We start from the raw sequence: 14,044 nt of genomic DNA on the forward strand, positions 1-14,044 counted from the left end.
AATCTGAAGAAGTTTGAGCCGTTTGTACCCCATTTCAATTTTTATTCACTCATAGCCGTGGTCTTTCCCTCTGCTACCCCTTCTGTGCTATCCGGCACAAACAGAATCTTCACTGTCGCCAGCATAATTTTCAAATCCTCAATAATGCTGGGGTGGGCTATGTACATCAAATCCATTTGGAGTTTGTCATACGGTGTCGTATTATATTTTCCATACACCTGCGCGTAGCCGGTCAAGCCTGCTTTCGCCTGCAAGCGGAGAGAAAACTCAGGCATTTCCTCACAGTATTGGGCTGCGATTTCAGGGCGCTCAGGTCTGGGGCCGACGATTGACAATGAACCGACAAGAATATTAAACAGCTGAGGTAACTCATCAATGCGGCACTTACGGATAAACTTTCCTACCGGGGTAATGCGGTCGTCCTTATCGCCAGTACTAAGACGTGCTACGCCGTCTTTTTCTGCATCAATTTGCATGCTACGGAACTTCAGAATTTTAAAAGGCCTTCCGTCCTTTCCAAGACGGATTTGTTTGTATAGCACGGGTTTTCTGTCGTATCCATAAATCGCTAAAGCCGTAACCAGCATAATAGGACTGGTAATGACAATTGCAACCAGAGAGAGGATAATATCCATTGTACGTTTGGTAAACAGATATTCCGGCTGTGCCATATAGCGCCCCACCTGCAAAATGGGCAGATGGAACATGTGCATGGGACGCGCGCCAGACATGATCGCATCGCCCACGCGCGGAATGACGAACACATTGATATCGTTTGCGATGCAGTATTTTAAGATTACATTGCGGTCATGACTATGTATGCCGCTTAGGAAAACGACCTTCATTTGCGCAAGCATATCCAAATTTTGCAGGCATTCTGACACATTGGCCGTAAGCTGAACATTATACTTTTTGTCCATGCCATATTCATCGATGAGCTTTAGCAAGCCGCGTCGCTCGTCATAAATGATGGCCGTTGGTTGCGGTGGGGAGGTTCGGAAATACCAATGGTTTGCCAAGAGCGCCCATGCAGTCGCCAACAAAATCTGCCCCACAAATGCAGCAAGACCCGGCAGAATATTCGGAAGATGCTTTGACAACAGCCAAATCACAATGTACATAATTCCATCGCAGACTGCCGCTGCCAAAGTCTGCGCATAAATGATCTCCGAAATGCGCTGAGTCGACATCCAGAAGGCATCATACACGCGGCCAATCATGATATACAAAATGAAATACAACGCCACAATCAGCATGTTACCCTTTGCGTAGTAAGGCGATGACACTCTGTTTGCATAGTAGCAGTACCAGCACAAAAAGAACGGCAATGTAATCATGCACACATTGATTATCTTGACAATCCGCAAAGCCAAGTTGTGCTTAAACTCTGTCATTTGATTTTCTCCTTCTCCCCCACGACAAATAGCTTGTATCGAACAGCATCCGACACAGGCTCAAGTCTTACCTCCCTATTCAATTTCTCAGCTCAATTTGATTGGGTCAAAATGGAGCAAGCAGGAACTACGCACTATCATGCAGATTCGCTCGCTTGACCATCCTAGACATTCAAATTGAAGAAATCAAAAGAAAAGCAGGACTCAAGCCATCGAAAATACGCATAACTGCGATGATTTCTTGGTTGTCCCTATTATATCCCCAGCACCGCCGTCCTCCAGCTTAATTGCAAGTGCGGCTATCAGCATGATGGGTGAGGTCAAAATCAGCATGAGCAAGCTGATAACAATATCGAGGGCGCGTTTCCCGAAATAGGTTTGTGCGTTTTTGAATGAACCGTTATATTCCATTAGCGGCGTATCAATGAAGTGCTTTACATTGTAACCGCGAGCAACAATATCTTCGACGGTCAGTGTGACATAAAAGCGCTTACCTGTATTCACACAGTAATTCACAATCTTGCTGCGTTTTTCAAGTCGCATATCATAAATGAAGATTACAGGATAGTTTGCAATCTCAACTAACGTCTCGTTAATATCGTTTGATACTGGTATGCGCTCTTCAATTTCAAATAAGTGACCATAGGTTGCTTCCAGTTTTTTCGCAAATTCCTGTCCCTTGATTTGTTCGTGTCTGGTAATATCCGCATCGTAAATCAGCAGACAACGGCGCGGTTCTACATGAGCCAAAAAGTATTGCTTTGAACGCGTTGCCCAGAAAAATCCGATAACACTCTGAAGAATAACAATACCTGCACCAGGCAGCACGTTGATATATTGCCTTGCCACAAGACAGCCTGCTACATACAAAATCAAATCCGCAAAACCGATGGAGAGAAATTGTGAAAAAGCAGTTTCGCCAATCGCGTTGGAAGCAATCTTAAAAGCGCGATAAACCTGTCCAAACTTGATGTACAGAATCAACCAAATCACAATGACAAAAATGCTCTCAACTCGCGGTGCGTACGAAACACAATGTTGTTATAATAAAGTAGCCATATCACTTCAAACGCCGCCGTCATTAAGGCAGTGATTATCACGCTTGCTGTTCGCGTAATCGTTCTGTTTTCTTCAACCTTGTTCGACATCTCTCAGAATCCCCCACGCAAATCCTAATCTGCATAAACTCTAATCATTCACAAACACAAAAAATAGCCCATGCCGAAATATTATTAGGCATGGGCTTAAGTCGTACTTTCTCGTTTGCGTTTCTCGCCATTGGATTGGTCACGATAAATAGTCGAAATCCATTTTGTGCTTTGCGACACAGTCGCTCGCATTTGCCGAAATATTAAAGCAGAGAAACTCGAGAGTTAGTATGACTTAAGCCGACGAAACACCACATTATCATGTGGATTGCGGTTTCTTTATTTTATCTTTATCGCCTTTTAGCACATTTTAAAGTTTTAAAGTTCATTCGTGTGAATTTTATACAACGCTACATTACTGATTGATTCATTATCTGCGTGAGGCTTTCAGAAGTTTCTCTGTGAGTAATACTTCTGAAATCTTTTGGTCTTGGTCGTAATGATGAACGCCGCTGCCAAAATTGTATTTATGATTCCAAAATACAACACAGCTTGAAACACACTTGCAACATATTGAACTAAAAACACATAGGCTGACTTCGGCGACACATTGATTCGCTCAATTGGAAAAAACATCTTTCCTGCCAATACAAGCAAAAAACAAAATGCGGCTGTTGCTATAAGCGCATAAACAATATCAGAAATTCTTTTTTCCCAATCACGCTCGGTTTTAAATAAAAGCAAAACTGTAAATATCGATGCCACGCTAAAAAATGCAAGAGAAGCGATTGCTAAGCGGTTAACCTTGGGAACCAGGGGTGCGATATAGCCTGACATCATGACGCTGACATAGCTTTCATAATCCAGCCGGCAACCATCTGCCAGTTGATTCAGTCCTTCTTTTATATTTTCAGTTACGGTGATATTTCGCTTTTTCAGGTCAGTTTCAAAAGTTTTCAAAGCAGCATCTTTTATCTCGGGGTGTTGCAGCAACTCTCGCTCTCCCCGATAAAGGGAATCTACCGCTGCAAACATATCGGTTTGAATTTGCCCCTCAGAGATGAAACTGGTCATTACCTGCTTATCAAATCCACCGGCCGCACCATAGCTTTCATAGTTTTCTTTCAGCTCGGTGCATACCACTTGAGAAAATCCGCTTTTTAAAATTTGCGTTTTGCAAAAACTAGAATTGCATAATGTCATACCTACCACTGCACTACACATTAAAAGTGTCAGCATCAGTGATAAAAAATAAGAAAGAAAAAGAGAAAGCCTATTTTTTGCTTTTGTTTTATTCATGAATTTTCTTCCTAACTCTCGTAATCAATCATTGGTCCACTTGCGTATTCGCCGTAAATAAAATATCTCTCTTTTACAAAACCCAGAGCTGTAAAGGGGTAGCAAGTATATAAAATTAAGTTTTCTTCCGTCTTTGAAAAATCATACGCTGTGGGGTCTCGATAATCTTTAATCCCCATATCTTGGACACGATAAGTGTATTCTCCATAATGAGTACGCACGCTTACAATGTCCCCAATCTGTACATCCTGCAACCCATTAAAAAAGGTGCTGCAATGGCCTGCAAGAAGCACTGTTTTATGATCTCCCGGGATACCCACACCTGCGTCGTCTGCGTAGGTGCCTACGCCGCGGTTGAGCTCTCGATTGCTGTCGCCGTAATACAAAGGAGCGTCTACTGAGGTACCCTCAATTGTAATTTGTCCATAAAGGTCACCTTTGTCGGGATATTCAAAGGCGCTGCGAGAGACTTTTCCGTTTTTCGCAATATTCTGAGAGAGGTCTGAAAACAAATCTGCTGGCTGGGCATGTGGTAAATCCACAAACAAATAATTCGCTAAACTCAAATATGGTTCTACCACTGGCTTTGCCGTGAAAAATAAAAGAGTCAATGTAATTGCGAGAAATAGGATGGGGATAAAAACATACTGCGCTACTGTTGTTTTTTGTGTTTTATCCAACATGCACTCAATCCCTTCTTTTCGCTTTATTTAAACGTCACGATTTTTGTGACGGTTTCTATTCGTAAGGAGAGAGACCCCGAGGCCTCTCTCTGCTTCTTTTAGAAGCAACTTAAGTGGAGCTTTTACGCACCCATCTCAAGTTTACGGGCTTTTACAGTAGCCACGCCCAGAACGCCCACAACAGCAAGTGCAACTACAGTTGCAGCTGTCTGAAGGTTGGAACCAGTGGATTTAATAACTCCAGTGGTAACCGGGGTAGTGGTGGTGGAACCGCTGTTGACCTTCCAATCGCCTGCAACGCTTGCATTTGTAACAACAGCTTTGCCACCAACGGTAGCAGTAGCTTTTGCGGTTACAGTGCCTTTTGCAGTATCAATAGCCAGGTCAGACAAAGCAACTTTGACATCCGAACCCAAGGCAGCATTGATGGCATTGATAGCAGCATCAACATCTGCAGCGCTCAAGGTGCCAGCATTTACTTTAGTCCGTACGCCTTCTGCCTGTGCTTTGATGATATCAGCATCTACAGCAGCAATCTGCGCATCGGTCATTTCGTTAACAACCTGCAGTGCCAAAGCTTTCTGAGAAGCAGTAGCAATGTTATTGCCATTGATCATCCCAGTCAGCTGGTCACGGCTATAGTTGGTTGCTGCAAATGCGGATACACTTAATGCGAGTGCCAAAACCAAAACCAGTGCAACGGAAATTAATTTTTTCATCTTAAATATCCTCCTTTCCACCAAATTTTATATAAACGGTTCATACAAACCGGTTATATCAATTTGAGGCTATGCGCTCAAATACTCTTCCAGGCAGAGGCCGCTCTCGTAAATAAGCTTTGCCTGCTCTCCGCCCACATAGCGATAATGCCAGGGCTCATAAATTACGCCGGTCACATCCTGCTTATCTTTGGGATAGCGCAAGATAAAACCATATTTCCAAGCCTCTCTGGCAAGCCACTGGCATTCTGGCGTTTGTTCGTAATCTTCTTCCATGCGTTGGTTGTAGGTTGCTACGATATCTAATGCCAAGCCCAAATTGTGTTCACTTTCACCGGGCTTTGCTACCAGAGTTTGTGCTTCCTCTGCCGCTTGTTCTGCTGACATTTCTGAAGACAATTCTCGGACTTTTGCATTATAAAGTTGTTGTTGCTTTTCATAAGAACGGTATGCTGAAGCAATTTTCAGCTTCATACCATCCGCAGTTGCCGCATCAAGCAGTGCCGCAAAATCGTCAGCTGCCCGGGCATCTAAGTAATATCCTGCTGTATCGATTGCAACCGTTTGCACATCAAAGCCTTCTGGCAAAGGATTGGCACGATTCACCAGTTTTAAATACCATTCTTCTCTTGGGATAGGATCTGGAGTGGGAGCGGGTGTAGGTGCAGGAGTTGACGGAGCAACCTCTTGCGCCATTGCTGTGCTCACAATGCTGGGCGCAGCAACTTCCTTAGCAGGTTCACGTTGCGTAAAATAAAAAATCACCAACAGCAGTATCGTTATTGCTATTAAGGTGATAAAAACGACCGCCAGTGTTCGGATAAGCTTATCCATCTTTCTTGAAAGATGCGCTGTGTTTGAAGTTGGCAGCTCAGTTTCCACTTTAGGTTCTGGCTTTTCTGCGCCATCCTCAAAATATTTCATCTCAATAGACATGCTCTAGCTCCTTAGCAGGTTTAATAATTAAACCCAATAGTTAAGCAGACGTTTTGGTTCGTGTGGTTCTTCCGGAGTAAAATCTTCTTTTGAAAAGATTTTAACCGCATTGCATAGCAACGTAGATACCCGTTCGGCTCGTACCATACCAGACAGCTCCTCTATTCCTTTTTTCATCTGGGGTGGCCTTCTCTCTAGCGAGTGGGCATCACTAGCAATCACGTGCACTAAATTCCAATTGATCATTTTTCTGATGATCTTTTTTCTTTTTTTATTGTGAAGTAAACTGCTTGCATTGATTTGTGCAAGGGCCCCAGCGGAAACCAGTTCGTAAAGCAAATGAGGATTTTTCATGATGTAAGGATATCGTTCTACATGTGCCAGAATTGGCACAATACCTTTGAGCTGCAATTGATAAAAAACATCCTTTACCCATGCCGGGAAATGCGTAACCGGAAGCTCTACTAAAAGGTAAGGCGTATCCTGAAGGCACAGCTTTCCAAAATCCAGCGTAGCAACGGCAGGAGAAAAATAGACTTCTGCTCCCATTCTATATTCGAGCGCCACCATTTCTGTTGTCTTTTCCTGCATGAGAAGCTCAAATGCTTCCTCGCGCTTTTGCAAAAATTCTTCCAGCGTCTGGTCTTCACATCGAAAATGTGGTGTGAAAGCGACGCGGCTGACGCCGTCATTATACTGGCGTGCCAGCAGTGCTCTGGCCATCGTGACATCTTTTGCTCCGTCATCTATGCCCGGCAAAATATGAGAGTGTAAGTCTGCGATAAGCAAGCTCGTTCTCCTTTCCTGATTGCAGGTTAAACGTGTTGATAGTTATATTCGTACGAATAGTAGTAGCCGTTATCTTTGGCAACGCCCTTAAAATCAAACCGATTGAGAACGCTGCCGATGATATTCACGCCCACGCTTTCCAGGTTTTGTTTCGCAAGCTTGACGGATTCAATGGTAACGTACTTATGGCGAATCACCAATACCGCACCATCAGTCAGACGTCCGAGCACCGCTGCGTCGGTAACCACCGATACCGGCGGTGCATCGAAGATGATATAATCGTAGGTTTTCTCCATTTCGCTGATTAGCGCTTCCATCTTCTTGCTGCCAAGAATTTCTGCGGGGTTCGGGGGCACGGCGCCAGCTACAAGCACCTCTATTTTTAAATCGCTAAAGGAAACAACGCTTTCTTCCAAAGTTGCCTCTCCGCTGAGCACAGAGGTCAACCCTTGAGAGCGCCGGTTGATTTTGAGGTAGCGGTGCAAAATAGGTTTTCTCAAATCGCAGTCTACCAGCAATACTCGTTTGTCCGTTTCGCCAAGGGTAACGGCAAGGTTAATCGCTACATTGCTCTTTCCTTCTTCCGGGATAGAGCTAGTGACGACGATTTTTTTGTAGTCCCCGTTAACCGTCATAAAATTCAAATTAGTGCGTAGGGATTTATAAGCTTCTACATACTGAAATGGTGCAGCAGCAGAAATAATGTGCAAGGAACGATTTTCTTTTTTCGCTTTTTGCTTTTTCTTTCCTAATTTCATGGCTTCTCCTTAGTCAATTTCAGGGATGACACCCAAGACTGTAAGGCCCAATCGGCTTTGAATATCTTCACTGGTTTTAAATGTGTTGTTAAACAGCTCTTTTATCAACACAACAGCAACAATTAAAGCCATGCCTAATATTCCGGCAATGGCCGTGTTCTTTTTGATGCTCGGAGAAACCGGCTCTGTGCCTACCCGCGCTTCAGAGATCACCTTTACGGAACCGGCCTCCACCATATCCTGAATAACTCCGGGCGCCACTTTCGTAATCTCCTGCACAACCGTTTTGGCATATTGCGGATCCGGATTCTGGTAAGAAATTCTCATGACCTGTGTAGCATCTACGGCTGAAACCACTACTTTTTTAGAAAGTTCTTCATATGTTTCTGAAAGTTTGAGATTGTTGATGACTGGCATTAAAACAGTATCGCTGCGGACGATAATGCTGTATGTAGAAACCAAATTTTTAGCTGATGTAATCTGATCATTTGTTACAGTGGCGGATTGATCTTGCCGAGTATTTACAATCATTGTGGCACTCGCCTCATATTGAGGCGTGATCAGAAACATTGTAATCATTAGCCCTACAATGGCAGACACTAACGTGGTGGCAACGATCGCAATCAGGTTATGCTTGAGTAAAAGAAACACTTCTCTCAAATCAATTTCTTGTTCATATTCACGCTCTTGCAAACAAAACTCTCCTCTTTTTTCAATATCCTCTAAAAGTGCTTTTTATTCCAAAATTTAGCATAAAAATAGTAAATGCCATATATTTCTATAATATTTCTTTTTTCGTGATTAGGTCAAAGAAAATGTTCCCAATGGCCTAATTTTTGTTCCCAATGGATTTAGTATCATTTTAATCGATATGTTATAGTAAGTTGAAGAAATGCAAAATCGGCTAAAAAACAACAAATTTACTTTGAGAGAGTAGTCTGTTCGTTATATATCACGTATTTTAAAGTAGCCATAAATACAAATAGGGCAGCGTTGAGATTAAGCTCTCGTCTCTGCCCTATTTTTACTAATTGAAATATGTTATAATATTGTTAAATGATAGTCTAAAAAATCATACAATAAACTTGCATTGTAATAACATTGTAATACGAAATGATTATTGGCACCCACAAATCCTCAATACAGCTCATTCTTCCTATGATAGACTATCTTTCTCGTAATGGGCAGGTCGCCTGTTCGAATCAGGTCAGTAGCTCCAAGAAAAGCCCTTATATTTCTCTTGTTTAAGCCAAATATAAGGGCTTTTCTGTTTTGGCAATTTACTTGATTGTATACACAATTTGAATTTTAAATTAAAGCTTATTCGTCTAACATCAGCATTTTTCACCCAACTTTTGCGTACTAAATACAGTTATTTTCTTTTAGGCATATTTGCATAGCTTAGGGGAAAACTTATGGCAGAGGTGATAAATATGGCGAAACAAGGCATGGCACGTCCGGACTGGACGCACACCCATCCTCGCAACGATGTAGCTCCCGTTCCAGAAATTCAAGGTAAAGCAAAGCATGGCAAGGCTCATGTGCGTCCTATCATCCCTGGCACAGAAGCCCCTAGCCAAAAAGTGTATCACGAACTAAAAGGTGATGGCACCGTGGGCGATATAGATCCTTAGGTCAAACAATAATTTTATATTAATTGAGCAAATAAGAACCCCGGGTGCCACAAACAGTTGGCGCCCGGGGTTCTTTTGTTTTCTAAATTGCATTTGCTCCTTATTAACCTCTAACAAGCGCCATGCCTATGTTACTTTTAATATTTTGCCATTGCATATTCTGCGTTACAGCGGTCGAGCTTGTCTTCTTCGTCGGCTTCCTCTAGGTATTCCTGTTCATTAGAAAGACGGAACTTTTTAACCAGCTCTTTGAGTATATTGGCCTGTCCTGAAAGTTCTTCGCTTGATGCTGCACTTTCCTCTGCGGTTGCAGAATTGGTTTGTACCACAGCAGAGATTTGTTCTGCTCCCTGTAGCACTTGATCTACAGCATCTGCCTGTTCTGTGGATGCCATTGAAATTTGCTCCATTAATGTCAGGCTGTTTTTGGCTTCCGCGGCCATATTATCTATGGTCTGAGCAATCTCGCCTGTAATTGTTTGGCCCTTTTGCACGGCCTGAATTGACTGCTCTATCAGCTGGGCAGTAGTTTTTGCGCTTTCGGCGGATTTCTGCGCCAGATTCCTCACTTCATCGGCGACAACAGCAAATCCTTTGCCTGCTGTTCCTGCGCGAGCTGCTTCTACTGCGGCATTCAGTGCCAGAATGTTGGTCTGAAACGCGATGTCGTCGATATCTTTGATGATTTTTTGTATATTATTTGATGAAGCATTGATTTCAGTCATGGCTTTTTGCATTACCTGCATTTGCTCGTGTCCGGTGTCTACTTGCTGATTGGTACGTCGCAGATTTTCCTGACCTTCTGTTACATGCGCTACAACTTCGTGAATACTGTTGTTCATCCCCTGTAAAGAGGCAACCAGTTCTTCTACGCTATTTGCCTGTTCGGTAGAACTTTGGGACAAGACCTGGGCACCGCTTGCTATTTGTTCTGCACCGCCTGAAACCTGGTCAGCACTTTCGTTAATCTGCTGCAAGGTTTCACTAAGGTTATCCCGCAATATATCTAGAGACTTTAAAATAGGCGCAAAATCACCTTTATATGCTGTCTCATCCTGTGTGTTAACACAAAAGTCACCTTTAGACATCGCCTCTACCATATAGCTGATATCATTAATCAGCGAGTGGTATCCTCGCGTCATTTCGCGCATATTTTCTGCAAGGCTGCCAATCTCATCGCGTGATTGATAGGTAATTTCGACATTCAAATCGCCTTCTGCCATACTATGCGCGGCCTTTTCAATTTCGTGTAGTGGCTTAGTAATCATCCGAATAATCGCTAGACCCATTACGATTGCTACCCCAAAAGAAGCAGCTGTAACCAGTAAAATAATCGTTTGCGTGTATTTTGTGCGTGTAACACTGTTTTGCAGCAACGCCGTCTTTTGCTGCTGTACTGCTTCGTCAATCGTCCCCAGTGCTTCGGAGGCTTTTTGCGCAGCTGGCAACAGCTCGTTTTTGTAAAGGCGCTGCGCGGTCTCTTTATCCGTTAGCGACAAGGAGTAAATGCGCCGACTGAGCTCATCAGAAGAGCTAGTTAAGCCTCGGAAGATTTTAACTTGATTTTGATACTCGGGGTAATTTTCCAAGAGATAGGTCAGGTCATTGGCAAGGTTTTGGGTGTGCGCTTGATATTCGGCATACAACGCATCCACATCCTTCTGTGTTACAGCTAACACCATTTGTGCTGTAATTGCAGAAGATGCCTCTACATTGTATTTAACCTCGTCTACACGCTCCATTACTTGATAAGCATCCTCATCAAATTGCCCTATCATTTTGTTCATGGTGCTCATTGCACCAGAAGACATCCAAGTTGCCAAAGAGAATAAAATTAAAATTAAACCAAAACCAAGAACCAGTTTACTGCGCACTTTCATATGTTTCACAATTTGTCACCTGTATTCTATATTTTTAATTATTATACACTTTTCGACATTAAGATGAAATATTTTTGTATATATTTCAAATATTTTTTATTTTTATCTATAAATTTATATATAAAATCAATTTGTTCGTTTCTCTTTTCGAGTTTTGCTTTTCCTTTTTCAGTATTTTGATATAATAAGAAAAAAGAGATGGGGTGACGCCATTGTCGCAAACCACCAAACGCGCCTTAGAAGCTTCTTTAAAAACGCTTCTTTTACAAAAGCCCTTAGATAAAATCACCATTGCTGATATTACAGAGGACTGCGGTATCAGCCGTATGACCTTTTACTATCACTTTAAAGATATTTATGATTTAGTGGAATGGTCCTGTGCAGAGGATGCCGCCAAAGCCCTTGCCGGCAAAAAAACTTATGCCACCTGGCAACAGGGCTTTCTGCAAATCTTTGAAGCCGTGGTTGAGAATAAGCCTTTTATCATGAACGTTTACCATTCTGTCAGCCGCGAGCAGGTGGAGCTTTACCTGCATAAAGTAACCTATGACTTGCTGATTGGCGTGGTAGAAGAAAAAGCTGCGGGCATGACGGTGCGGGAAGAGGATAAAAAGTTTATTGCTGATTTTTACAAATGGGCCTTTGTCGGCATTATGCTGGACTGGATTAAAGGCGGCATGCGTGAAGACCCGCAAAAGATTATCGACCGCCTGGCAATGCTCATTCACGGGGATGTAACGCGTGCTCTGGGCAACTACCGTACCGATAAAAATTAGACAAATTTGCCCGAATGATAAAATTTTTTACATATCGGCCGCTGTGATAGATTTTTCTACACAGCGGCTTTTCTGTTTATTGTTTTTGTTGTGTGAAAAGCTAGAATAAAGGCATACACCAAACCAAATAAACGGAGGTATTAACTATGTACTATTCCAGTGGTAACTATGAAGCATTTGCACGCCCGGTGAAACCCGAAGGCGTAGATCACAAATCTGCATACATTGTCGGCTCTGGCCTTGCAGCTCTTGCTGCCGCCTGCTTTCTCGTCCGTGACGGCCAGATGAAGGGCGAACGCGTACACATCTTAGAAAAAGGCCCCATCCCCGGCGGTGCTTGCGATGGTTTTTTATACGAAAACCTCGGCTATGTCATGCGCGGCGGCCGTGAAATGGATAACCACTTTGAGTGCATGTGGGATTTGTTCCGCTCTGTCCCCTCTATTGAAACCGAGGGTGTTAGTGTGCTGGATGAATACTATTGGCTGAATAAAAAAGACCCGAACTCCTCTTTGATGCGCGCTACCATCAACCGCGGCCAAGATGCCCACACAGATAAAAAATTCGGTCTTTCGGACAAAGGTGCAATGGAAATTATGCAGCTTTTCTTTACGCCGGATGAAGACCTGTACGACAAACGCATCGACGAGCTTTTTGATGCTGAAGTTCTGGATTCCAACTTCTGGCTGTATTGGCGCACCATGTTTGCGTTTGAAAACTGGCACAGCGCTCTTGAGATGAAGCTATATATCAAACGCTTTATCCACCATGTTGGCGGTTTGCCGGACTTTACCGCACTCCGTTTCACCAAATACAATCAGTACGAATCCATGATTCTGCCGATGATTAAGTATCTTGAGTCTTATGGCGTGCAGTTCCACTACAATACCAAAGTTGTCAATGTGGAATTCGACATTCAGCCGGAAAAGAAAGTTGCGAAACGAGTCATCGTGCTCCATGAGGGTAAAGAAGAATCCATTGATTTAACCGAAGATGACCTTATCTTTATCACCAACGGCGGCTGTGTAGAAAACTCCAGCCTCGGCAGCCAGAACGCCCCTGCCCCCTTCCATTCGGAAATCAAAGAGGGTGGTGGCTGGGATATGTGGCGCAAAATCGCGGCACAGGATCCCGCATTTGGCCATCCCGATAAATTCTGCCACGACCCCGAAAAGAGCAACTGGATGAGCGCCACCGTCACTACCCTCGACAACCGCATTCCTCCTTATGTGCAGAAGATTTGTCAGCGCGACCCGTTCTCCGGTAAGGTCGTCACTGGCGGCATTGTTACTGCTAAAGACTCGAACTGGCTGCTTAGCTGGACATTTAACCGCCAGCCTCAGTTCCGCAGCCAGCCCAAAGGGCAGCTTGTCGGTTGGATTTACGGTCTATTTAGCGATAAACCGGGCAACTTTGTAAAAAAGACGATGCGCGAGTGCACTGGTAAAGAAATCTGCATGGAGTGGCTTTATCATATGGGCGTGCCCGAGGACCAGATTGAGGACCTTGCAGAGCACAGCGCAAATACGATTCCCTGCATGATGCCGTATATCACTGCTTTCTTTATGCCGCGCGCTGCCGGCGACCGGCCTGCCGTGGTGCCCGAGGGCAGTGTAAACTTTGCTTTTGTTGGCCAGTTTGCAGAAACTGTGCGAGACACCATCTTCACCACAGAATACTCCATCCGCACCGGTATGGAGGCAGTTTACACCCTGCTGGACATTGACCGGGGTGTGCCCGAAGTTTGGGGCAGCGTTTATGATGTGCGCGACCTGCTGAACTCTACCGTACAGCTGCGCGATGGCAAAAAAATAACTGATATGGAACTTGGTTTTAAAGAAAAAATTGCACTGAAAGAAATTCTTAAAAAAATCCAAGGAACAGATATTGAAAAGTTGCTGAAAGAGCACAACCTGATTTAACCTAATCGTTTCCCTTTTTCAACTCTGCGTTTCTCAAAAATAAAAAAGCATGGCTTCTTTATCGAGGCCATGCTTTTCGTTTTTTCTTGAAATATTTTCCATTTAGAATCGTTTTAATAGTGGAGCATTGAGAAAAGTGTAGCGCGGAGGGTAACGCAAGTGCAGC

13 protein-coding genes are annotated in these 14,044 nt (G+C 43.5%); 3 read left to right on the forward strand and 10 right to left on the reverse strand.

Features of this window, described 5'->3' with window-relative positions:
- Positions 1-41: 41 nt before the first annotated feature.
- From C1A11_RS01590 to C1A11_RS01630, 9 genes are all read right to left on the reverse strand, one after another.
- The gene (locus tag C1A11_RS01590; protein WP_102048682.1) at positions 42-1,394 is read right to left on the reverse strand and encodes a sugar transferase; all 1,353 of its coding nucleotides are present in this window, start codon (positions 1,392-1,394) and stop codon (positions 42-44) included.
- A 204-nt stretch (positions 1,395-1,598) separates the two neighbouring features.
- Positions 1,599-2,387: a sugar transferase gene (locus C1A11_RS01595; protein WP_102048683.1), complete on the reverse strand. Its 789-nt coding sequence runs from the start codon at positions 2,385-2,387 to the stop codon at positions 1,599-1,601.
- Between the two features lie 542 nt (positions 2,388-2,929).
- Positions 2,930-3,781 carry a hypothetical protein gene (locus C1A11_RS01600; protein ID WP_102048684.1) on the reverse strand — a complete coding sequence of 284 codons (852 nt, stop codon included), beginning with the start codon at positions 3,779-3,781 and terminating at the stop codon, positions 2,930-2,932.
- An 11-nt stretch (positions 3,782-3,792) separates the two neighbouring features.
- Complete coding sequence (locus C1A11_RS01605) at positions 3,793-4,464, reverse strand: class D sortase (RefSeq protein ID WP_102048685.1); 672 nt, start codon at positions 4,462-4,464, stop codon at positions 3,793-3,795.
- Between the two features lie 122 nt (positions 4,465-4,586).
- A complete protein-coding gene (locus C1A11_RS01610; RefSeq protein ID WP_102048686.1) occupies positions 4,587-5,183 on the reverse strand; it encodes a hypothetical protein in 597 nt (198 codons plus the stop codon).
- A gap of 69 nt (positions 5,184-5,252) precedes the next feature.
- Entirely contained in the window at positions 5,253-6,119 is an 867-nt protein-coding gene (locus C1A11_RS01615; protein WP_102048687.1) for a M15 family metallopeptidase, read from the reverse strand.
- Between the two features lie 27 nt (positions 6,120-6,146).
- Positions 6,147-6,908: a tyrosine-protein phosphatase gene (locus tag C1A11_RS01620; RefSeq protein ID WP_102048688.1), complete on the reverse strand. Its 762-nt coding sequence runs from the start codon at positions 6,906-6,908 to the stop codon at positions 6,147-6,149.
- Positions 6,909-6,934: 26 nt separating this feature from the next.
- A complete protein-coding gene (locus tag C1A11_RS01625) occupies positions 6,935-7,666 on the reverse strand; it encodes a CpsD/CapB family tyrosine-protein kinase (RefSeq protein WP_102048689.1) in 732 nt (243 codons plus the stop codon).
- Between the two features lie 9 nt (positions 7,667-7,675).
- A complete protein-coding gene (locus C1A11_RS01630) occupies positions 7,676-8,359 on the reverse strand; it encodes a YveK family protein (RefSeq protein WP_180950205.1) in 684 nt (227 codons plus the stop codon).
- Positions 8,360-9,081: 722 nt separating this feature from the next.
- Here C1A11_RS01630 and C1A11_RS01635 point away from each other — a divergent pair.
- Entirely contained in the window at positions 9,082-9,300 is a 219-nt protein-coding gene (locus C1A11_RS01635) for a hypothetical protein (RefSeq protein WP_242965781.1), read from the forward strand.
- 137 nt (positions 9,301-9,437) lie between these two features.
- Here C1A11_RS01635 and C1A11_RS01640 read toward each other — a convergent pair whose 3' ends face one another.
- Complete coding sequence (locus tag C1A11_RS01640) at positions 9,438-11,180, reverse strand: methyl-accepting chemotaxis protein (RefSeq protein ID WP_242965821.1); 1,743 nt, start codon at positions 11,178-11,180, stop codon at positions 9,438-9,440.
- A 212-nt stretch (positions 11,181-11,392) separates the two neighbouring features.
- Between C1A11_RS01640 and C1A11_RS01645 the strand changes: the two genes are divergently transcribed.
- Together C1A11_RS01645 and C1A11_RS01650 are read left to right on the forward strand one after the other, a co-directional pair.
- A complete protein-coding gene (locus C1A11_RS01645; protein ID WP_102048693.1) occupies positions 11,393-11,956 on the forward strand; it encodes a TetR/AcrR family transcriptional regulator in 564 nt (187 codons plus the stop codon).
- Positions 11,957-12,102: 146 nt separating this feature from the next.
- The gene (locus tag C1A11_RS01650) at positions 12,103-13,878 is read left to right on the forward strand and encodes an oleate hydratase (RefSeq protein WP_102048694.1); all 1,776 of its coding nucleotides are present in this window, start codon (positions 12,103-12,105) and stop codon (positions 13,876-13,878) included.
- Positions 13,879-14,044: the final 166 nt, after the last annotated feature.

The sequence above is a fragment of the Pygmaiobacter massiliensis genome (assembly GCF_900199435.1).
Classification (GTDB): Bacteria; Bacillota; Clostridia; order Oscillospirales; family Ruminococcaceae; genus Pygmaiobacter; species Pygmaiobacter massiliensis.